The sequence below is a fragment of the Embleya sp. NPDC025285 genome (assembly GCF_055558835.1).
The window spans coordinates 53,471-73,546 of sequence record NZ_JBVHLU010000010.1; the positions used below are offsets into that span (position 1 = coordinate 53,471).

Sequence of the window (20,076 nt, forward strand, 5' to 3'; positions counted from 1 at the left end):
CGCGACGGCGACCCACGCGTGACCCGACCCACCGAGACGACCAGCACCGAAAAAACAGCCCCGCACGGAGGACCCGACCTTGAACCAGACCCGACCCAAGATCCGGCGCAGCCGTGCGCTCGGTGTGGCGCTCACGCCCAAGGCCGCGAAGTACCTCGAGAACCGGCCCTACCCGCCGGGCGAGCACGGTCGTGGTCGCAAGCAATCCTCGGACTACAAGACCCGGTTGATGGAGAAGCAGCGGCTGCGCTTCCAGTACGACATCTCCGAGGTCCAGATGCGGGCCGCGTTCGACCGCGCCAACAAGCACTCCGGCAAGACCGGTGACGAACTGGTGGTCGACCTGGAGCGCCGACTGGACGCGTTCGTGCTGCGTGCGGGCTTCGCGCGCACCGTCTACCAGGCGCGCCAGATGGTCACCCACGGGCACATCGAGGTCAACGGCGGCAAGGTGGACAAGCCGTCCTACCGGCTCAAGCCCGACGACATCGTCGGTGTGCGCGAGCGCAGCCGGAACAAGCCGCTGTTCCAGGTGGTCCAGGCCGGCGGGTTCGCCGCCGCCGAGACCCCGCGCTACATCGAGGCGCGTCTGGACAAGCTGATGGCCCGGCTGGACCGGCTCCCGCAGCGCCGCGAGGTCCCGGTGATCTGCGACGAGCAGTTGGTCGTCGAGTACTACTCGCGCTGACCCGCGCACCCCGATCGGCGCCGACCCGGACATTCGGGCCGGCGCCGACGCACGTACCGCCGTGGCACGCCGCCGCCCCGCGGCCCCGCCGCGACACCGCAGCGTCGACGCGAGCCCGCGCCGGGCGTCGATCCACGCCGGCGCCCGCGCCGCGTCCGGGCGGCGCCGAGCGCCGATCCGGCACCCGCCCACCGTCGATCAAGAAACGACACCGGGCCGCGACACGCGCCACACCGACCGCGCGGGTTTCCTCGGACGAGGAGACCCGCGCGGTCGCGGTAGGGTCGGGTTTTCCGAGGTGGGCGACGCGTATCCGCCTCCTCGACTGATCCCACTCATCAAGGAGCGCATGACGGTGTCGGGTGGCGAAGTCGCGCTGATGATCATCGCGGTTTTCTGGGCGATCCTGGTCGCCTTTCTCGCAGTGGCTCTGGTCAAGCTGGCGAAGGTGCTCAAGGAGGCCACGACCCTGGTCGCGGGGGTGGCGGACCGGGCGGTTCCGCTGCTCGACGAGGTGACCGAGACGGTCCGGGCGACCAACGCCCAGATGGGCCGAGTCGACCAGATCGCGGGCAACGTGCAGACCATGACCACGAACGCCACCGCGCTGTCCTCCACGGTCGCCGCCACGCTCGGCGGCCCGCTCGTGAAGACTGCCGCGTTCAGCTACGGCGTCCGCCGCGCGCTCTCCGCGCAGCAACGCGCCGAACTCGGCCGCCGGGTGCGCGTCGCGGCCAAGGCGCAGAAGGTCGCGCGGCAGCGCAGCATGCGCGGGAGGGGCTGACCGATGGCGAGACTGTTCTGGATCGCGGTCGGCGCCGGCGCCGGCGTCTGGGCCGCGCGCAAGGTCAAGGACAAGGCGTACAAGTACACGCCCGAGGGCGTCGCCGACAATGTCACCGGCATCGGCGAAGCGATCAAGTACTTCGCGGACGAGATCCGGGCGGGAATGGCCGAACGCGAGCAGGAGCTGTACCGCGCCATCGGCGCGGACGTGGCCGCCGCGTCGCTGCCGCCCGCCCCGGTGCGGCGCGCGCTGCCCGGCACGCGCGACTCGCACGACGATTGGCACGACGGGCGTGACCTCTACGACCCGCGTGAGCTGTACGAAGGCAAAGCAAGGTACGACCGAAGGGACGGCAGCTGATGGAATCGGCAGAGATCCGGAAGCGCTGGCTGCGCTTTTTCGAAGAGCGCGGACACACCGTCGTTCCCTCGGCCTCGCTGGTCGCGGACGACCCCACGCTGCTCCTGGTGAACGCCGGCATGGTGCCGTTCAAGCCGTACTTCCTCGGCGAGGTCAAGCCGAGCTTCAAGCGCGCCACCAGCGTGCAGAAGTGCGTACGCACCCTCGACATCGAAGAGGTCGGCAAGACCACCCGGCACGGGTCGTTCTTCCAGATGTGCGGCAACTTCTCGTTCGGCGACTACTTCAAGGAAGGCGCGATCGCGCTCGCCTGGGAGTTGCTCACCAACTCGGTCGAGGACGGCGGCTACGGGCTGGACCCGGAGAAGTTGTGGATCACCGTCTACCTCGACGACGACGAGGCCGAGCGGATCTGGCGGGAGGTGATCGGCGTGCCCGCCGAGCGCATCCAGCGCCTGGGCAAGTCGGAGAACTTCTGGTCCATGGGCGTTCCGGGTCCGTGCGGCCCGTGCTCGGAGATCAACTACGACCGCGGCCCCGCCTACGGCGAGGAGGGCGGGCCGGCGGTCAACGGCGAGCGCTACCTGGAGATCTGGAACCTGGTCTTCATGCAGTACGAGCGCGGCCCGGGCACCGGCAAGGACGATTACCCGATCCTCGGCGAGCTGCCCGCGAAGAACATCGACACCGGGCTCGGCCTGGAGCGCCTCGCGTGCATCCTGCAGGGCGTCGACAACCTGTACGAGATCGACACGTCGCGGATGATCCTGGACCGCGCCGCCGAACTCGCGGGCAAGACCTACGGCGACGACCACCGGAACGACGTGTCGCTGCGCGTGGTGGCCGACCACGTGCGCACCGCCGTGATGCTGATCGGTGACGGCGTGGTGCCCGGCAACGAGGGTCGCGGCTACGTGCTGCGCCGGATGATGCGCCGGGCGATCCGCAACATGCGCCTGCTCGGCGCGCAGGGCGAGACGCTGCACGACCTGGTCGAGACCACGATCAAGGCGATGGCTCCGCAGTACCCGAACCTGCTCGAGGAAGCCGAGCGCATCGACGCCGTCTCGGTGGCCGAGGAGAAGCGCTTCCTGGCCCGCCTGCACGAGGGCACCGCGCTCCTGGACGAGTCGATCGTCAAGGCGAAGAGCTCCGGCTCGACGGTGCTTCCCGGCGAGGTGGCCTTCCTGCTGCACGACACCGAAGGCTTCCCGATCGACCTGACCCTGGAGATCGCCGCCGAACAGGGCCTGGCGGTCGACGAGGACGGTTTCCGTCGGCTGATGAACGAGCAGCGGCAGCGGGCCAAGAAGGACGCCCAGGCGCGCAAGCAGGGCCTGGCCGACCTGTCCGTCTACCGCGAGGTCGCGGACGCGGCCGGCGGCACCGAGTTCACCGGCTACCAGGACACCTCGGACGAGGCGACCGTGGTCGGCCTGCTCGTGGACGGCGTGCCCGCGCCCGCCGCGCACGAGGGCGACGAGGTCGAGGTCGTGCTCGACCGCACCCCCTTCTACGCCGAGGGCGGCGGCCAACTCGCCGACACCGGCCGGATCCGGCTGGACACCGGCGCCGTGGTCGAGGTCCGCGACGTGCAGACCCCGGTGGCCGGTGTCACCGTGCACCGCGGCCGGGTCCAGGTCGGCGAGGTCCTGGTCGGCGCCCAGGCGTTGGCCCAGATCGACACCGGCCGGCGCAACGCGATCGCCCGCGCGCACAGCGCGACGCACCTGACCCACCAGGCGCTGCGCGACGCGCTCGGCCCCACCGCCGCGCAGGCCGGCTCGGAGAACGCGCCCGGCCGCTTCCGCTTCGACTTCGGCGCGCCCGGCGCGGTGCCGGGCAGCGTGCTCACCGACGTCGAGCAGAAGATCAACGAGGTGCTCGCGCGCGACCTGGACGTCACCGCCGAGGTGATGTCGATGGACGAGGCGAAGAAGCAGGGCGCCGTGATGATGTTCGGCGAGAAGTACGGCGACCGGGTCCGCGTGGTCACCATGGGGGACTACTCCAAGGAACTGTGCGGCGGCACGCACGTGCACAACACCGCGCAACTGGGTCTGGTCAAGCTGCTCGGCGAGTCCTCGATCGGCGCCGGCGTGCGTCGCGTCGAGGCGCTGGTGGGCACCGACGCGTACAACTTCCTGGCGCGCGAGCACACCATCGTCAACCAGCTCACCGACGTGGTGAAGGGCCGCCCCGAGGACCTGCCCGAGCGGGTCGCGTCGATCATGGCCAAGCTGCGCGACGCGGAGAAGGAGATCGCGGCGCTGCGCGGCGCCCAGGTACTCCAGGCGGCCGCGGGTCTGGTCGAGAGCGCCCAGGACGTGCACGGCGTGGCGCTGGCCACCGCGCAACTGGCGGACGGGACCACGCCCGACGACCTGCGCAAGCTCGCGCTGGACGTGCGCGGCCGGCTCGCGGCGCGCCCGGCCGCGGTCGCGGTCGTGTCGGTCGTGGGCGGCAAGCCGATGGTCGTGGTGGCCGCCAACGAGGCCGCGCGCGAGCGTGGCGTCAAGGCCGGCGAGCTGGTCCGCGTCGCGGCGCAGACCCTCGGCGGCGGCGGTGGCGGCAAGGACGACGTGGCCCAGGGCGGCGGTTCGGACCCGACCAAGGTGGCCGACGCGCTGGCCGCAGTCACCCGGACAGTCGCCGAACGTACATCCTGAGTCGTCCCTTACCCTCGTTCCCCCGGTGGGTGTGGAAGTCTGGAACCGGACTCCCGCACCGCCGGGGGACTTGTATGACGGGGCGTCGAGCCCCGACGGTCAATGACGCAGAGCCTTGTGACGGAGAGCCGACCTTGAGACGCGGAGTACGAATTGCGGTCGACGTGGGAGACGTTCGGATCGGCGTCGCGGCCAGCGACCCGCACGGGTTGATCGCCACTCCCGTGGAGACCGTGCCCGCCGGCAAGCGGGACGTCGCCCGAATCCTGGAGATCGTCGCCGAGTACGAGGCGATCGAGGTCGTGGTCGGGCTGCCGCGCTCGTTGTCCGGCGCGGAGGGCGCCGCCGCGGCCAAGGCGCGGTCCTTCGCCGATCGTCTGGTCGCCGCGCTCGACCCGGCGATCGGGGTGCGCCTGGTCGACGAACGACTGACCACCGTCACCGCGACGCGCGGCCTCCAGGCGTCCGGCGTCAAGGCGAAGAAAGCCCGCGGTGTCGTCGACCAGGCGGCCGCGATCGTGATCCTGCAAAACGCGCTCGACACCGAGCGTGGTTCCGGACGTCCTCCGGGCCTGGCCGTGTCACCTGCCCCGGCCGGGTCCGTCTCCGACTCTGAAAGGCCCACGGCATGAGCGATCTCGGACTGCGCATGGAGTCGGAGCCGCGCAGCCGGCGACGGGGCAAGGACGACAACTCGCGGGGCGGCCGGCGCGGCCGGGGCCGCAAGAAGAAGAACCGCAGTGGGTGTGCGGTCTCCCTGGCGCTGGTGATCGTCCTCGCCGTGATCGGCGGCGGTGGCTACTGGGCCTACGGTTTCCTGAAGGACCGTTTCGGCCCGCCCCCGGACTACAGCGGCAGCGGCTCGGGTTCGCTCGTGGTGGAGATCAAGCAGGGCTGGGCCACCCCGCAGATGGCCAACGAACTCAAGAAGGTCGGGGTGACCAAGAGCGTCGAGGCGTTCACCAAGGTCGCCCGCGAGGACAAGGACCAGCGCGCGTCCAAGATCCAGCCCGGCGCGTACACGATGGCCAAGCACATGTCCGCCAAGGCCGCCTTCGAGATCCTGGTCAACCCGAAGAACAAGCAGGACTACATCCTCAGGCCCGGCATTCGCGCCACGCAGGTCTACGAATCGCTGGCCAAGACGCTCAAGGTGCCGAAGGAGAAGGTCGAGGCCGCCGCGAAGGATCCCTCGCTCGGACTGCCCGAGTACGCCAAGGGCAACATCGAGGGCTTCCTGTACCCCGCGTCCTACGTCGCGGCACCCGGCATGGACCCGCTCGTGGTGCTCAAGGACATGGTCGCCAAGGCGGTCAAGGAGTACGACAAGCTCGGCCTGCCGGCCAAGGCGCAGGCGATGGGCAGGTCGCCCTACGACATGATCATCATCGCCAGCATGGTCGAGGCCGAGGGCAAGACCACCGACGACAAGGGCAAGGTCGCCCAGGTCATCTACAACCGGCTCGCCAAGAACATGACGCTGGGGCTGGACTCGACGGTCAACTACTACCTCAACAAGAGCAACATCCAGCTCACCAACAAGGAACTCAACGACGCGAGCAACCCGTACAACACCCGGGTCAGGAAGGGCCTGCCGCCGGGACCGATCGGCAGCCCGAGCAAGGCCGCGCTCGACGCGGCGGTGGCGCCGCCCGCGGGCAAGTTCCTCTACTTCGTCACCGTCGACCCGATCGTCGGCACCACGAAGTTCACCGACAACGACGCCGACTTCCAGACCTACAAGGCCGAGTTGGCCAAGTGGATAAAGGATCACCCGACCCCGAGTACGAGCCCGTGACCGAGTCGACGTCGCTCCCGCGCCGAGCCGCCGTGCTCGGCGCGCCCATCCGGCACTCGCTGTCCCCGGTCCTGCACCGGGCCGCGTACGCCGAACTGGGCCTGACCCACTGGTCCTACGACGCGTTCGAGATCGACGAGGCGGCCCTGCCGGGCTTCGTCGGCGACCTCGACGCGTCCTGGGCCGGACTGTCGCTGACCATGCCGCTCAAGCGGGCGATCCGACCGCTGCTCGACGAGATCGGGCAGGTCGCGCGCGACGTGGACGCGGTGAACACGGTGGTGTGCACCGCGGACGGCCGGCGCGTGGGGGAGAACACCGACGTGCCGGGCCTGGTCGCGGCGCTGCGCGAACGCGGCGTGCGCCGGGTCGAGTCGGCGGCCGTGCTCGGCGCGGGCGCCACCGCGACCTCGGCGCTGGCCGCGGTGCGCGAGGTCACCGACGGGCCGGTGCGGGTGTACGTGCGCGGCGAGGAGCGGGCCCGCGAGATGCGCGCGGCGGGCGAGCGACTCGGCGTCGCGGTCGAGGTGCGCCCCTGGGCGGACGCGGCCGAGGCGTTGCGCGCGCCGCTGGTGGTGGCGACCACACCCAAGGGCGCGGTCGACCATCTCGCGACCGAGGTGCCCGCCGGGCCCGGGGTGCTCTTCGACGTCGTCTACGACCCGTGGCCCACCGCGCTCGCGGGCGCGTGGGGCCACGCGGGCGGACCGGTGGTGGGCGGACTGGACCTGCTCGTGCATCAGGCGGTGCTCCAGGTCGAGTTGATGACGGGCCGACCGGGGCCGTTGGCCGTGATGCGCGCGGCGGGCGAGGCGGCGCTGACGGGGCGGTTCTGACGGGGCGGGGCCGACGGGGCGGGCCGAGCACGAAGGGCTGAGCTCGGGGTTCACCGGCCGGGTTCGCCCCGCCGGAGGCCCACGGGGGCGTGTTCGCCCTGCCGGATTCCCACATGCGCGCGTTTCGCGTGCCTGCCCGACTGCGGTACCGCCTGCCGCGGTACCGCATCCGGTGTTCCTGCGATCATCGGATCGGCGCTGGGGACGACGGAACGTGACCGCCGAGGGATCCTGCGTATCGTCACAGGCGTGTTCCCCGTTCTCACTCTCGCGTGTGCGCTGCTCGGCTTCGTCGCCGGCCTCGGGTTGCCCCGTCCCATCCACCTCCTGCTCGCCCAGGGCACCGGCCCCGGGCCGCGCTCTCCGGTCGCCGGCCCCGTCGCCGGTCCGGTGGTGGCCGCCACCGGGCGCTACGGGCCCCTGCCGGTCGCCGCGCTGACCGGCCTGGTGTGCGCGCTGCTGGCCTGGCGGCTCGGGCCGGGCCTGGACCTGCTCGCGTTCCTGGTGCTCGCCGTCGCGGGCGTGACCCTGGCCATCGTGGACGTGCGCACGTTGCGGCTGCCCGATCCGGTACTGCTGGTGACGCTCGCGACCGGGCTGACCCTGCTGGGCATGGAGTCGCTCGCGCTGGGCGACTTCACCGCGTACCGACGGGCCCTGCTCGGCGGCCTCACCCTGGCCGGCTACCACCTGTGCCTGGCCGCGCTCTCCCGGGGCAGTCTGGGCATGGGCGACGTCAAGCTCGCCGGTGTGCTCGGCATACACCTGACCTGGCTGGGCTGGGGCGTGCTGGTCACCGGCGCGTTCCTGGCGTTCCTGCTGGCCGGGCTCACCGCCGGGCTGCTCGTCTCGGTGGGCCGGGCCCGTCGGGGCAGCCGGCTGCCGTTCGGGCCGTGGCTGCTGCTCGGCGCGCTCGGCGGGGTGTTGTGCGGCGCGGAGTTGTCCCGACTGCATCTCGCCTGGTGAGACGACGGAGGCCGGTGCGGCGCTGTCCGACACCTGGACGCGGCGCGGGGAGCCCGCCGCCGGCATGAAAGGATTCGGGTGGACATCCGCCGGGCGAATCGTGGACGGCCTCCGCGCCGTTCCCCGGACGTGATACGCGGCAAGCGCAAGAAGGAGCATTCGTGGGCAACCTACGCTGGCTGACCGCCGGGGAGTCGCACGGCCCGGCACTCGTGGCCACCCTGGAAGGGCTGCCCGCCGGCGTGCCCATCACGACCGAACTGGTCGCGGACGCGCTGGCGCGCCGCCGGCTGGGCTACGGGCGTGGCGCGCGGATGAAGTTCGAGCGGGACGAGGTCACCTTCCTCGGCGGCGTCCGGCACGGGCTCACCCAGGGCGGCCCGGTCGCGATCATGGTCGGCAACACCGAGTGGCCCAAGTGGGAGACGGTCATGTCGGCCGACCCCGTGGACCCCGAGGTGCTCGCCGCGCAGGCCCGCAACGCGGCGCTGACCCGCCCGCGGCCCGGCCACGCCGACCTGGCCGGAATGCAGAAGTACGGCTTCGACGAGGCGCGGCCGATCCTGGAGCGGGCCAGCGCCCGCGAGACCGCGGCCCGGGTCGCGCTCGGCGCGGTCGCCAAGTCGTTCCTGGAGCAGGTGGCGGGCGTTCGCATCGTCAGCCACGTGGTCGAGTTCGGCGCGGCCAAGGCGCCCGCCGGCATGCTGCCCGGCCCCGACGACACCGCGCGCCTGGACGCCGACCCGGTCCGCTGCTTCGACCCGGACGCGTCGGCCGCGATGGTCGCCGAGGTGGACGACGCGCAGAAGGCCGGCGACACCCTCGGCGGTGTGGTCGAGGTGCTCGCCTACGGCCTGCCGCCGGGCCTGGGCAGCCACGTGCACTGGGACCGCCGGCTCGACTCGCGGCTCGCGGGTGCGCTGATGGGTATCCAGGCGATCAAGGGTGTCGAGCTCGGCGACGGCTTCGAGCTGGCCCGGACACGGGGCTCGCGGGCCCACGACGAGATCGTCAACACCCCCGACGGCGCCAAGCGCACGTCGCACCGCGCCGGCGGCGTCGAGGGCGGCATGTCCACCGGCGAGGTGCTGCGCGTGCGTGCGGCGATGAAGCCGATCGCCACCGTGCCGCGCGCGCTGTCCACCTTCGACGTGCGCACCGGCGAGCCCGCGCAGGCCCACCACCAGCGCTCCGACGTCGCGGCCGTGCCGGCCTCCGGCATCGTGGCCGAGGCGATGGTCGCGCTCGTCCTGGCCGACCTGGTCACCGAGAAGTTCGGCGGCGACTCGGTCGCCGAGACCACCCGCAACGTGCGGGGCTACCTGGACGCGCTGGAGATTCGGTAGCGCCATGGCGGACATCGGGGACACCGCGCACAGCGAGGCCGCGGTCGACGAAGAGGCGGGCACCGGCCCGCTGGTGGTCCTGGTCGGGCCGCCCGGCGCGGGCAAGACGACGGTGGGCCTGCTGCTCGCCCGGGCGCACGGGGTCGGCTTCCGCGACACCGACGCGGACGTCGAGGCGCGCGCGGGCAAGTCGATCCCGGACATCTTCGTCGACGAGGGCGAGCCGCACTTTCGTACGCTCGAACACGAGGCGGTCGCCGCGGCGTTGGCCGAGCACGACGGCGTGCTCGCGCTGGGCGGCGGCGCGATCATGGACGACGCGACCCGCGCTCTGCTCAAGGGACACCGGGTGGTCTTCCTCGAGGTCGCCCTCGCGGACGCGGTCAAGCGGGTCGGCCTGGACGCGCCGCGCCCGCTCCTGGTGGGCAATCCCAGGGCCCGCTGGCGCGAGCTGATGCAGGCGCGCCGACCGCTGTACCTCGAGGTCGCCGCGCTGACGGTGGACACCGCCGGACGCACCCCCGAGGACGTCGCCGCCGAGATCCGCGACGCCTTCGCCACCGCACCCGACCAGGCTCCTTCCGAGCCGACCCCATCCGAGCAGACCGAGCCTGAGAAAGACGTGAATCGATGAGCGGCAACCCCTCCGAGCCGGTCCGGATCCGCGTCGGCGGCGCCTCGGAGTCGTACGACGTGCTCGTGGGTGCCGGCCTGCTCGGCGAACTCGCGGGCCTGATCGGCACGTCCGCCCGCCGCGTGGCGATCCTGCACCCGGAGGCGCTGGCCGCCACCGGCGAGGCGGTCCGCGAGGACCTGGCCGCGCAGGGCTACGAGGCGATCGCCATCCAGGTGCCCAACGCCGAGGAGGCCAAGGACGTCGCGGTCGCGGCGTACTGCTGGTCGGTGCTCGGTCAGACCGGGTTCACCCGCTCGGACGTGATCGTCGGCATCGGCGGCGGTGCCACCACCGACCTCGCGGGCTTCGTCGCGGCCACCTGGCTGCGCGGCGTGCGCTGGATCGCGATGCCCACCACGCTGCTGGGCATGGTCGACGCGGCCGTCGGCGGCAAGACCGGGATCAACACCGCCGAGGGCAAGAACCTGGTCGGCGCGTTCCACCCGCCGGCCGGCGTGCTCGCCGACCTGGCCACGCTGGAATCGCTGCCGCGCAACGACTACGTCAGCGGCCTCGCCGAGGTGATCAAGGCCGGCTTCATCGCCGACCCGGTGATCCTGGACCTGATCGAGGCCGACCCCGAGGGCGCACGCGACCCGCGGGGCAAGGACACCGCCGAACTGATCACCCGCGCCATCCGGGTCAAGGCCGACGTCGTCTCCGGCGACCTCAAGGAGGCCGGCCGACGCGAGATCCTCAACTACGGCCACACCCTCGCGCACGCGATCGAGAAGGCCGAGCGCTACAAGTGGCGGCACGGCGCCGCGGTCAGCGTCGGCATGGTCTACGCGGCGGAGCTGGGTCGACTCGCCGGTCGCCTCGACGATGCCACCGCCGACCGGCACCGCACGGTGCTCGCCTCGGTCGGCCTGCCGCTGACCTACCGCGGCGACGCATGGCCCAAGCTGCTGGAGACCATGCGCGTGGACAAGAAGTCGCGCGGCGACATGCTGCGCTTCATCGTGCTGGACGGCCTGGCCAAGCCGGTCGTCCTGGAGGCGCCCGATCCGACCTTCCTGGTCGCCGCGTACGCCGAGGTGTCCGGGTGAGCGCGCGCAGGGTGCTCGTGCTCAACGGTCCCAACCTCGGCCGCCTGGGCAGCCGCGAGCCCGACGTCTACGGGGCCACCTCGTACCCGGGACTGGTCGCCGAGTGCGAACGGCTCGGCGGTGAGCTCGGCTTCGCGGTCGAGGTCCGCGAGACCAACGACGAGGGCGAGATCATCCGCTGGATGCACGAGGCCGCCGACGGCCGCATCCCGGTGGTGATGAACCCGGGCGCGTTCACGCACTACTCGTACGGTCTGCGCGACGCGGTCGCCCAGCGCACCGCGCCGTTCATCGAGGTGCACATCTCCAACCCGTACGCGCGCGAGAGCTTCCGGCACTCCAGCGTGGTGGCCGCCGTCGCCAGCGGCACGATCGCGGGCTTCGGCATCGGCTCGTACCGCCTGGCACTGCGCGCGCTGGCCGAGGAACTCGAGGACTGACGGCGCCTGCGGGCTCGGGGGTCACCCGCGTAGGTGATCCCCGAGCCCGCGGGCCCGAGCCCGAGCCCGCGACCCCGGAGTCGTACCCGCGACCGCGGCCCGCGGGAGTCCCGCTCATCCCAACAGTCGCCCGATCGCCGTAGCCACCTCCCGATGCGCCAGATACGCGCCGATGTCGTGCGCACGATCGTGCGGATTGGCCACCGTGCACTCCGCCGCCAGCCCGCTCCAGTCGTCGGCCAGCGGACACCCGATCGCGACCGGATCCGTCGGACACCACGTGTTGAACCACGGCCCGGCGATCGACGGCAGATGTGCCCCGCCGACCCGCAGCCGCGAGTACACCGCGTCCATCCCCAGCGGAGCGCCCGCCGTGATCAACCCGGCCACCGGCACCGCCGGCCCGAGCCGGGTCAGCAGGTCCATCGCCACCACCGTGCCCAGGCTGTGCGCGACCAGCACCACCGGACCGGACGCGGGCAATCCCGCGAGCACCCGCTCCAGCACCGCCTCGCGCGTGTCGTCGCGATCCAGGTACGCCGCGACATCGCGGAACGCGGCCCGGATGACCAGCCGATCCACCCCGGTGTGCGCGGCGATCCAGCCGAGTGGCTCGTGCACCGTGCCCACCATGTGGTCCCAGATGCTCTCGGTCACCACGGTCCGGCCCGGCGCCGGCATCCCGGCCCGGTGCGCGGCCTCGCCGAGCAGCTCGTCGTACAACCCCTGTGCGGACGGCGACAGCGGTGCCTCGATCGGCGCCGTCGACTCCATCACCTCGACGAGCCGATCACCATAGAAGGGGAACCAGACGTCCTCGGGATCCACGGTCGGCAGTCCGGCCATGGTCAGCCCGCTGTTCAGCCCGGCCGCCCAACTCCGCCGCAGCGCCGCCGGATCGTGCCCCTGCTGACTGCGTCCGTGCAGGAACACCAGCCGCACCCGGCCGCCGAACGCACCCGGGCGCCCGGACACCCCCGAGACGGTGACCGCCTCGGCACCGGACGCCGGCTCCACCGGTGAGCGCGGCGCGGGCACTGCCGTGCGTGCCGCGGGTGTCGTGCCCAGCCCCGACCCGGCGCCCAACTCGGCCAGCAGTGTCCGCAGGCCGTCGTCGTTGGTGGCCAGCGCGCCCAGCCGGGCCAGGATCACGCTGATCCGCACGCCCTCGTTGGCGACCCACTCGATCTGCGCCAACCCCTGCTCGGGTCGCCACGGCAATCCCTGCAGATTCAGCACCGCGCCGCTGTCGTCGTGCGCGGGCACACCGCTGTGGTGCAGCGCGACCGCCTCCCACTGGTCGTTGAACACCGGCGATCCGGAGTTGCCCGGTTCGGTGTCGGTCTCGTAGTGGAGGAAGTCGTCCAGGCGCTGGGTGAACCGATTCGCCCGGATGGCGATCTCCTTGAGCCGCCCGGCCGGGTGACCGATCACGTTCACCGGATCGCCCACCACCAGCTTGCCCTCGGCCGCGATCAGCCCGATGTGTCCGAAGATCCGCCCGGGCGGGCGACCGTCGCCGCCCGGACGCATCGCGACCAGGGAGAAGTCGAGGTCCTCGTCGGTCAGGAACAGGGTGTCCGGGTCCGGCGCGAAGCGCGTGGTGTGCACCGGCAAATCGTTGTCGACACCCATCTCCGCGCCGAACTCGGCGAACGCGCCGCGCGCGGTGGCCGCGTCCGGGAACACGTGATGGTTGGTCAGCAGCAGGCTCGGCGCGACCAGAAAGCCGGTGGCCTGCGGTCGTACCGGCCCGCCGGTCGAGTACCAGATCCGCGCCACGCACGCGGCGGCCCGCAACCCGCGGGCAAGGAAGTTCAGGCTCTGGAGGTCGTTGGTGACTCCTATGATCCGTTCGGCCAGTCGCGGTGCGCTCTCGTCCGGCGAGGTGGCCAGCAACACCTGCCCGGGCACCTCGTGCTGCTCGACCAGCCGGGCCGCGCGCAGTTGCAGCCGGTCGTCGTCGTCCGGGAAGCGACTGCCCGCGGCGCGCCGGCGCTCGATCTCGCCGCGATCCGCCTCCGCCGCCCGGTACCGCGCACCCGCGGCCTCGATCTGACGGACCAGCCGCTCGTTCGCCGATGCGGCGCGAGGTCCGTCATTTCCGCTGATTTCCACTGAAGTACACCCCCTCGCTGGCAGCGTAGGACCCGACCTCGGCCGCTGTCCGGCCTTCACACGATTGCCCTGGTCGCGGCACGAAGGATGCAGTTCGCCGAGTCACGCCGGGCTCCGCCCACCTCGCGGGACTACGCTGGTCCCATGCCCGAGGCCCATGCTCAACGCCGTGATCGGCTGCGTTCCCGCCTGGCCGGTGCCGGCGCAGATGTCGCCCTGATCACCAATCTCGTCAATGTGCGCTATCTGACCGGTTTCACCGGTTCGAACGGCGCGCTGCTGGTGTACACACCGGGAGCGGCGGGCGAGGGGTCCACCGACTCGGGCGCCGTGCTGTGCACCGACAGCCGGTACGCGACCCAGGCGGGCGAGGAGTCGCCGGGCGTCGAGCTGCTCGTCGAGCGGTCCTGCCCGCAGGCGCTGACCAAGCGCGCCGCCGCGGGCGGTGCGGTCCGGCTGGCGATCGAGGAACAGCACGTGACGGTCGAGCTGTACCGCGCGCTGGGCGCGGTGCTCGCCGAGGAGAGCCCCGCCGCCGCGCTGGTCAAGCTCGGCCGCGTGGTCGAGGACCTGCGTCGGGTCAAGGATCCGGCGGAGATCGCCGCGCTGCGGATCGCCTGCGAGATCGGCGACCGCGCGCTGGGCGAGATGATCGAGTCGATCCTGGTCGGGCGGACCGAACGGCACATCGCGATGGAGTTGGAGCGGCGCATGGCCGACCACGGCGCGGACGCCGTGGCGTTTCCCACCATCGTGGCCACCGGGCCGAACTCGGCGATCCCACACCACGACCCCGGCGACCGGCGGGTCGAGGACGGCGACTTCCTCAAGATCGACTTCGGTGCCCGCTATCGCGGCTACCACGGCGACATGACCCGCACCTTCGTGATCGGCACCGAGCCGGCCGCGTGGCAGCAGGAGATCTACGGCGTGGTGTTCGCCGCCCAGAAGGCGGGCCGCGAGGCGCTGGTGCCCGGTGCCGAGGCGGTCGCGGTGGATCGGGCCGCGCGCGAGGTGATCGAGCGGGCCGGATACCTGGAGTTCTTCGAACACGGCCTCGGGCACGGCGTCGGTCTCGAGATCCACGAGGACCCGCGTCTGGGTCCGACGGCGACCGGTAAGCTGGACGCTTGCATGCCGGTCACCGTCGAACCGGGGATCTATCTCCCGGGCCGAGGCGGCGTCCGCATCGAGGACACCCTTGTGGTTCGTCCGCTCGAAGACGGCGGCCCCGAGCTACTCACCATCACGACCAAGGAATTGCTCGTCCTGTAGCGGGCTGTCTTCGCACCCGCCCCGTCCGACGCGCGATCATCCGGTCCCAGAAGCACGCAGGAGACACCACACTCGTGGCCACGACCAACGACCTGAAGAACGGCATGGTGCTCAAGCTCGACAATGGCCAGCTCTGGTCCGTCGTCGAGTTCCAGCACGTCAAGCCCGGCAAGGGCGGCGCGTTCGTTCGTACGAAGCTCAAGCATGTCCTCTCCGGCAAGGTCGTGGACAAGACCTTCAACGCCGGCACGAAGGTCGAGACGGCCACCGTGGACAAGCGCGGTATGCAGTTCTCGTACAAGGACGGCACCGACTTCGTGTTCATGGACACGGACACGTACGAGCAGTTGCCGATCTCGCCCGAGACCGTCGGCGACGCCGCCAACTACCTCCTCGAAGGCTTCGAGGCGACCGTCGCGATCTACGAGGGCGCCGCGCTCTACGTGGAGCTGCCGGCCTCCGTCGAGCTGCTCATCGAGTACACCGAGCCGGGTGTCCAGGGCGACCGGTCCACCGGTGGCACCAAGCCCGCGAAGCTGGAGACCGGCTTCGAGATCGCGGTTCCGCTCTTCATCACGACGGGCGAGAAGGTCAAGGTCGACACCCGTTCCGGTGACTACCTGGGCCGCGTGAACAGCTAGTGGCCGGTGCCCGCAGCAAGACCCGGAAGCGCGCGCTGCAGATCCTGTTCGAAGCCGACCAGCGCGGCGTCGACCCGGTGACCATCCTCGCGGACTGGGTCGGCCGGTTCCAGGCCGACCGGGCGGAGCCCCAGGTCGCGGACTACACGATGCAGTTGGTCGAGGGCGTCCAGGAGCACCGCAAGCGGATCGACGACCTGATCGGCACCTACGCCGTGGGCTGGACGCTCGACCGGATGCCCGGCGTGGACCGCAACGTCCTGCGCCTGGGCATCTACGAGCTGCTCTGGGAGAGCGACGTCCCCGACGTCGTGGCCATCGACGAGGCCGTCGAACTCGCCAAGGAGTACTCCACGGACGAGTCGCCGGCCTTCGTGAACGGCCTGCTCGCGCGGATAAAGGACCTCAAGCCGACGCTGCTGCGCTAGCCGCGCCCGTTTCCGGGACTCCGGTCGAGCCGCCTGCCCCCGTGTGGGGGAGGCGGCTCGTCGGCTTTCCGGACCCGGGCCTCCGGCTCGTCGGCTTTCCGGACCCGGGCCCCGGGGCCCGGGCGATCGAATCATGATCGAATGCCGATAATGAAGATCATGAGATCCGACCGCAAGGGTTCCCGGCTGCGGGAGATCGGGGACGAGCCCGACTACCGCTTCACGCTCGCCAACGAGCGGACCTTCCTGGCCTGGATCCGGACGGCTCTCTCGCTGCTCGCGGGTGGCGTCGCGGTGGTCCAGTTGGTTCCGGATCTGGCTCCGCGCGGACAGCGGCTGGTGCTCGGCCTGGCCCTGGTCGCGCTGGCGCTGACCCTGTCGGCCACCGCGTACCGGCGCTGGTATCGGGTCGAGCGGGCGATGCGGCTCGGGCACGCGCTGCCGTTCTCCGCGGTGCCCCTGGTGCTCTCGGCGGGTCTGGTGGTCGTGATCGTGGTGAGCGTCGTGCTCATGATCGCCTCCTGATGTCGCGCCCCGCGTCGCTGCCGGGCACACCCCTGGATCCGGGGCTGCAACCGGAGCGGACCAGGATGGCCTGGTCGCGCACGTCGCTCGCGTTCGTCGCCAACGGGGCGCTGTTGGTGCACGCGGGTCATGTGCCGGATCGCTGGTGGTTCATGCTGCCCGGGTGCGCGGTGATGGCGGCCGGTCTCACCGTGTACGTGGTGGGGTTGCTGCGGCACCGACAGGTGGACCGGGCCGTGCGGGCCGGCGACGCCGTGTGCGGCGATCGGGCGGTCCGCGCGACGCTGCTGACCGCGGTGTCGGTGTGCGTGCTGGCCGGGGTGGTCCTGCTCGGCAGACCCTGAGGACCCTTGTCCCGACCGGGGACGCCCGGCGAGAATGCGCGGCATGACGACCGACGGTCTCGGCACGCGCGGCTTCGCCCAGGGCACGGATCGATACGAGCGGGCGCGGCCGTCCTACGCGGCCGAGGCGGTGGAACACCTGTGCGCCGGCGCCGGGATCGGGCCCGGTACCCGGGTGCTCGACCTGGCCGCCGGTACCGGCAAGTTGACCCGGCTGCTGGTCGAGCGCGGCGCGAAGGTGATCGCCGTCGAGCCGTCGGCGGCGATGCGCGAGACGTTCGCCCGGGTGGTCGAGGGTGTGCCGGTGTACGCGGGCAGCGCGGAGCGTATCCCGGCTCCGGCCGGTGCCTTCGACGTGGTCACCGTCGCCCAGGCGTTCCACTGGTTCGAGCCCGAGGCCGCGCTGGGCGAGATCGCGCGCGTGTTGCGGCCCGGCGGGGCGTTGGCGATGGTGTGGAACGAGTTGGACGAGAGCGAGGCGTTCGTCGCGGGTCTGCACGAGGTGGCCGAGTGGCCCTTCCACAAGTTGCACGACTATCGCGCGGAGTTGGCCGCCGCCGAGCCGTTCGCGCCCGCCGAGCGCAGGGTGTTCCGGTGGCGCGACGAACTGACGCACGATCAGGTGTTGGAGCGGTTCTCGACGTTCAGCTACGTGGCCGCGATGGATGCCGCACCGAAGGCGCAACTCATGGCCCGGGTGCGCGAATTCGTCCGGGCGCACGCGGAGCCGGTGGAACTCGCCTATCTCACCGACACCTACGTCGCCCCCCGCCGGGAATTCGAGCCGCCACTGTGAACCGACGGCGCGGGCGGGCACCCACCGCGGTCTCCCGGCACTAGTTCTCCCGCCACCACCAGGCCTGGCTCAGGTTGTCGGGCAGTTCACCGGACGCGCCGAGTTGGCGCATGCCCGCGCGTAGACCTTCCTTGAGCACCTCGACGCCGTCGTCGCCCACCGCCTTGGTCCACGCGCCCTGGATCCAGGACAGCTCGGCCCAGATCACCCGCAGGCACTCGCGCCCGCGTTCGGTGAGGGTGATCCGGCGGGCGCGGCGGTCGGCGGGGTCGGGCTTGCGCTCGACGTATCCGTGTCGGGCCAGGTGCGAGACCACCTCGCCGGCCGACTGCTTGGTCATGCCCAACCGGCGCCCGAGCTCGGTGGCGGTGGTGCCGCCCTCGCCGACCAGGGTCAGCGCGAAGCCGTGCGTGGGCCGGATCTCGTCGAATCCCGCGGCCGTCATGCGGTCGGAGAACAGTTGGCTGATCCCGCGCACGGCGCCGACCAGCAACGTCACCAGTTCGGGCCCGGAGGAGGTGTCTTGCTGCACGAGGTAAGAATACCTGTCTAATTTGCCGGGCAAACCGGAACGCCGCCCCCGATGTCGATCAGGGACGGCGCGACGGTCTTGCCCACGACCATTGCCAGGGGATGATGCTCCCCGTCGATCATGCCCTACACATGTACGGCGACCGCGCCTTCGCGCTTTTCGCCCTGCCGGACGAACAGCGCGAGCACGATTCCGACCGCCATGGTGATCGCGGCGATCGTGAAGGCGAGCTGCATGCCGTCCAGGAACGTGGTGTCCGACGCGTGGCGGACCGCGTCGATCGTGTGCCCGTTCATGGTCGCCGGGTCCACCGGCGGGAAGCCCTGTGCGACCGACCCCTCGATCGCCTCGCGCCGGCCGTGCGGCAGGGTGTCGTAGGCACCCGCCTCGGCCGGCCAACGGTCCGGCAGCACCGAGGAGACCTTGGCCGCCACCACCGCGCCGAGCACGGCGGTCCCGAGCGCGCCCCCGACCTGCATCGCGGCCTGTTGGATGCCGGAGGCGACGCCGGAGAGTTCGAGCGAGGCGTTGCCGACGATGATGTCCGTCGCGCCGACCATGATCGGGCTGAGCCCGAAGCCGAGCAGTACGAACGGCACCATCGTGGCGCCGAAGCTCGCGTCCTCGCCCAGCCGGGCGAGCAGCGCCATCGCGGTCGCGGACAGCGCCAAGCCGGCGATGATCGGGATGCGCGGGCCGAGCTTGGTGATCGCGAAGCCGCCGATCGGCGAGCCGATCATCATCACCACGGACATCGGCAACATCCGCACGCCGGTTTCCGTCGGGCTGAGCCCGTTGACGCCCTGGAGGTAGAAGGTGATGAAGAACATCGCGCCGAACATCGCGAACGCCATGAAGATCATCAGCACGATGCCGATCGAGAACGACCGGTTGCGAAACATCACCAGCGGCATCAGCGGCTCGGGCGCCCTGGTCTGCCACAGCGCGAACAGCGCGAGCAGGATCAGCGCGGCGGCCATGAAGCCCAGCGTGTACGCGCTGCCCCAGCCCTTCTCGCCGCTCTTGATCACACCCCAGACCAGGCAGAACATCGCCACCGACAGCAGCAGGACACCGAGGTAGTCGATCCGGTTGCTCGCGCCGGCCACCCGGCTGTTGGCCAGTGCCCAGATGCCCACCACCAGGGTCAGCACGCCGATCGGCACGTTGATGTAGAAGACCGACTGCCAACTGACGTGCTCCACCAGCAGGCCGCCGACGATCGGACCGGCGGCGGTCGCGGTGGAGATCGCCGCGCCCCAGATGCCGATCGCCATGTTGAGCTTGTTGCCCGGGAAGCTGTTGCGCAGCAGGCCCAGCGCGGTGGGCTGGAGCAGCGCGCCGAACACGCCCTGGAGCACCCGGAACGCGATCAGCATCGAGACCGACTGCGAGAACGCGATGATCAGCGACGTGGCGGCGAAGCCGGCCGCGCCGATCAGGAAGATCGTCTTGTGGCCGTAGCGGTCACCGAGCTTGCCGGCCGGGATCAGGCACACCGCGAGCGCGAGCAGGTAGCCGTTGGTGACCCATTGCAGGTCGGCGAGCGAGGCGTCCAGGTCCTTGGAGATGGCCGGGTTCGCGATGCCGACCACGGTGCCGTCCAGGGCCACCATCATCACGCCGAAGGCGACCGCCAGCAGGGTCAGCCAGGGGTGTCCCTGCATGCCCCGGCGCACGGCGCTCTTCGAGAGGTCCGGCGGGAGCGCGTCCGAAGCCGCCGCCGTCGAAGTCTGACTCATGCGTTCCCTACATCCATCCGTGTCCAGCGCCGCATCGAACCATCGAACGATATGGCACGC

The 20,076-nt window shown here is 71.3% G+C and carries 21 protein-coding genes; 18 read left to right on the top strand and 3 right to left on the bottom strand.

The annotated features are described in order from the left end of the window. Positions 1-79 precede the first annotated feature (79 nt). From rpsD to aroQ, 12 genes are all read left to right on the top strand, one after another. Entirely contained in the window at positions 80-688 is a 609-nt protein-coding gene (gene rpsD / locus ACZ4FV_RS08960; RefSeq protein ID WP_395871921.1) for a 30S ribosomal protein S4, read from the top strand. A gap of 349 nt (positions 689-1,037) precedes the next feature. Continuing rightward, positions 1,038-1,472, top strand: a complete 435-nt coding sequence (locus ACZ4FV_RS08965; RefSeq protein ID WP_391587549.1) for a DUF948 domain-containing protein — start codon at positions 1,038-1,040, stop codon at positions 1,470-1,472. 3 nt (positions 1,473-1,475) lie between these two features. Further along, positions 1,476-1,835 carry a DUF6167 family protein gene (locus tag ACZ4FV_RS08970; RefSeq protein ID WP_395871919.1) on the top strand — a complete coding sequence of 120 codons (360 nt, stop codon included), beginning with the start codon at positions 1,476-1,478 and terminating at the stop codon, positions 1,833-1,835. Beyond that, entirely contained in the window at positions 1,835-4,504 is a 2,670-nt protein-coding gene (gene alaS, locus ACZ4FV_RS08975; protein WP_395871917.1) for an alanine--tRNA ligase, read from the top strand. The genes ACZ4FV_RS08970 and alaS overlap by 1 nt, the downstream gene beginning before the upstream one ends. A 74-nt stretch (positions 4,505-4,578) precedes the next feature. Next, entirely contained in the window at positions 4,579-5,136 is a 558-nt protein-coding gene (gene ruvX / locus ACZ4FV_RS08980) for a Holliday junction resolvase RuvX (protein WP_395871915.1), read from the top strand. Next, positions 5,133-6,302 carry an endolytic transglycosylase MltG gene (mltG, locus tag ACZ4FV_RS08985; protein WP_395871913.1) on the top strand — a complete coding sequence of 390 codons (1,170 nt, stop codon included), beginning with the start codon at positions 5,133-5,135 and terminating at the stop codon, positions 6,300-6,302. The genes ruvX and mltG overlap by 4 nt, the downstream gene beginning before the upstream one ends. Next, positions 6,299-7,138: a shikimate dehydrogenase gene (locus ACZ4FV_RS08990; protein WP_395871911.1), complete on the top strand. Its 840-nt coding sequence runs from the start codon at positions 6,299-6,301 to the stop codon at positions 7,136-7,138. Before mltG ends, ACZ4FV_RS08990 begins: the two co-directional genes overlap by 4 nt. 249 nt (positions 7,139-7,387) lie before the next feature. Next, positions 7,388-8,104, top strand: a complete 717-nt coding sequence (locus ACZ4FV_RS08995; protein WP_395871909.1) for a prepilin peptidase — start codon at positions 7,388-7,390, stop codon at positions 8,102-8,104. A 161-nt stretch (positions 8,105-8,265) separates the two neighbouring features. After that, on the top strand, positions 8,266-9,450 hold the full coding sequence (gene aroC, locus ACZ4FV_RS09000) for a chorismate synthase (protein ID WP_395871907.1): 1,185 nt from the start codon (positions 8,266-8,268) through the stop codon (positions 9,448-9,450). 4 nt (positions 9,451-9,454) lie between these two features. Beyond that, on the top strand, positions 9,455-10,084 hold the full coding sequence (locus tag ACZ4FV_RS09005; RefSeq protein ID WP_402236580.1) for a shikimate kinase: 630 nt from the start codon (positions 9,455-9,457) through the stop codon (positions 10,082-10,084). Beyond that, positions 10,081-11,175 carry a 3-dehydroquinate synthase gene (gene aroB / locus ACZ4FV_RS09010; protein ID WP_395871903.1) on the top strand — a complete coding sequence of 365 codons (1,095 nt, stop codon included), beginning with the start codon at positions 10,081-10,083 and terminating at the stop codon, positions 11,173-11,175. The genes ACZ4FV_RS09005 and aroB overlap by 4 nt, the downstream gene beginning before the upstream one ends. Beyond that, on the top strand, positions 11,172-11,615 hold the full coding sequence (gene aroQ, locus ACZ4FV_RS09015) for a type II 3-dehydroquinate dehydratase (protein WP_402236577.1): 444 nt from the start codon (positions 11,172-11,174) through the stop codon (positions 11,613-11,615). Before aroB ends, aroQ begins: the two co-directional genes overlap by 4 nt. 114 nt (positions 11,616-11,729) lie before the next feature. Here aroQ and ACZ4FV_RS09020 read toward each other — a convergent pair whose 3' ends face one another. Continuing rightward, positions 11,730-13,733 (bottom strand): trypsin-like peptidase domain-containing protein, encoded by a 2,004-nt coding sequence (locus ACZ4FV_RS09020; protein ID WP_402236575.1) that lies wholly within the window; start codon positions 13,731-13,733, stop codon positions 11,730-11,732. Between the two features lie 144 nt (positions 13,734-13,877). Between ACZ4FV_RS09020 and ACZ4FV_RS09025 the strand changes: the two genes are divergently transcribed. The 6 genes from ACZ4FV_RS09025 to ACZ4FV_RS09050 all read left to right on the top strand — a co-directional run bounded on the left by ACZ4FV_RS09025 (position 13,878) and on the right by ACZ4FV_RS09050 (position 17,742). Then, a complete protein-coding gene (locus ACZ4FV_RS09025) occupies positions 13,878-15,008 on the top strand; it encodes an aminopeptidase P family protein (protein ID WP_395871897.1) in 1,131 nt (376 codons plus the stop codon). A 74-nt stretch (positions 15,009-15,082) separates the two neighbouring features. After that, complete coding sequence (gene efp, locus ACZ4FV_RS09030; protein ID WP_395871895.1) at positions 15,083-15,649, top strand: elongation factor P; 567 nt, start codon at positions 15,083-15,085, stop codon at positions 15,647-15,649. Then, on the top strand, positions 15,649-16,077 hold the full coding sequence (gene nusB / locus ACZ4FV_RS09035; RefSeq protein WP_395871894.1) for a transcription antitermination factor NusB: 429 nt from the start codon (positions 15,649-15,651) through the stop codon (positions 16,075-16,077). The genes efp and nusB overlap by 1 nt, the downstream gene beginning before the upstream one ends. A gap of 150 nt (positions 16,078-16,227) precedes the next feature. Then, a complete protein-coding gene (locus ACZ4FV_RS09040) occupies positions 16,228-16,602 on the top strand; it encodes a YidH family protein (RefSeq protein ID WP_395871892.1) in 375 nt (124 codons plus the stop codon). After that, positions 16,602-16,946, top strand: a complete 345-nt coding sequence (locus ACZ4FV_RS09045; protein ID WP_465322254.1) for a DUF202 domain-containing protein — start codon at positions 16,602-16,604, stop codon at positions 16,944-16,946. The genes ACZ4FV_RS09040 and ACZ4FV_RS09045 overlap by 1 nt, the downstream gene beginning before the upstream one ends. A 43-nt stretch (positions 16,947-16,989) precedes the next feature. Beyond that, positions 16,990-17,742: a class I SAM-dependent methyltransferase gene (locus ACZ4FV_RS09050; RefSeq protein ID WP_395871887.1), complete on the top strand. Its 753-nt coding sequence runs from the start codon at positions 16,990-16,992 to the stop codon at positions 17,740-17,742. Between the two features lie 40 nt (positions 17,743-17,782). On the opposite strand, the gene ACZ4FV_RS09055 is transcribed toward ACZ4FV_RS09050, so the two are convergent. Further along, entirely contained in the window at positions 17,783-18,274 is a 492-nt protein-coding gene (locus tag ACZ4FV_RS09055) for a MarR family winged helix-turn-helix transcriptional regulator (RefSeq protein WP_395871885.1), read from the bottom strand. A 125-nt stretch (positions 18,275-18,399) separates the two neighbouring features. Then, positions 18,400-19,941: an MFS transporter gene (locus ACZ4FV_RS09060; RefSeq protein WP_395872090.1), complete on the bottom strand. Its 1,542-nt coding sequence runs from the start codon at positions 19,939-19,941 to the stop codon at positions 18,400-18,402. Positions 19,942-20,076 lie beyond the last annotated feature (135 nt).

Bases quoted from the DNA above. Each gene is read 5' to 3' on its own strand.
- ACZ4FV_RS08965 (WP_391587549.1), top strand. From the start codon at position 1,038: ATGACGGTGTCGGGTGGCGAAGTCGCGCTGATGATCATCGCGGTTTTC.
- ACZ4FV_RS08970 (WP_395871919.1), top strand. From the start codon at position 1,476: ATGGCGAGACTGTTCTGGATCGCGGTCGGCGCCGGCGCCGGCGTCTGG.
- alaS (WP_395871917.1), top strand. From the start codon at position 1,835: ATGGAATCGGCAGAGATCCGGAAGCGCTGGCTGCGCTTTTTCGAAGAG.
- ruvX (WP_395871915.1), top strand. From the start codon at position 4,579: ATGACGGGGCGTCGAGCCCCGACGGTCAATGACGCAGAGCCTTGTGAC.
- mltG (WP_395871913.1), top strand. From the start codon at position 5,133: ATGAGCGATCTCGGACTGCGCATGGAGTCGGAGCCGCGCAGCCGGCGA.
- ACZ4FV_RS09005 (WP_402236580.1), top strand. From the start codon at position 9,455: ATGGCGGACATCGGGGACACCGCGCACAGCGAGGCCGCGGTCGACGAA.
- aroB (WP_395871903.1), top strand. From the start codon at position 10,081: ATGAGCGGCAACCCCTCCGAGCCGGTCCGGATCCGCGTCGGCGGCGCC.
- ACZ4FV_RS09025 (WP_395871897.1), top strand. From the start codon at position 13,878: ATGCCCGAGGCCCATGCTCAACGCCGTGATCGGCTGCGTTCCCGCCTG.
- ACZ4FV_RS09040 (WP_395871892.1), top strand. From the start codon at position 16,228: ATGAAGATCATGAGATCCGACCGCAAGGGTTCCCGGCTGCGGGAGATC.
- ACZ4FV_RS09045 (WP_465322254.1), top strand. From the start codon at position 16,602: ATGTCGCGCCCCGCGTCGCTGCCGGGCACACCCCTGGATCCGGGGCTG.
- ACZ4FV_RS09050 (WP_395871887.1), top strand. From the start codon at position 16,990: ATGACGACCGACGGTCTCGGCACGCGCGGCTTCGCCCAGGGCACGGAT.
- ACZ4FV_RS09060 (WP_395872090.1), bottom strand. From the start codon at position 19,941: ATGCAGGGACACCCCTGGCTGACCCTGCTGGCGGTCGCCTTCGGCGTG.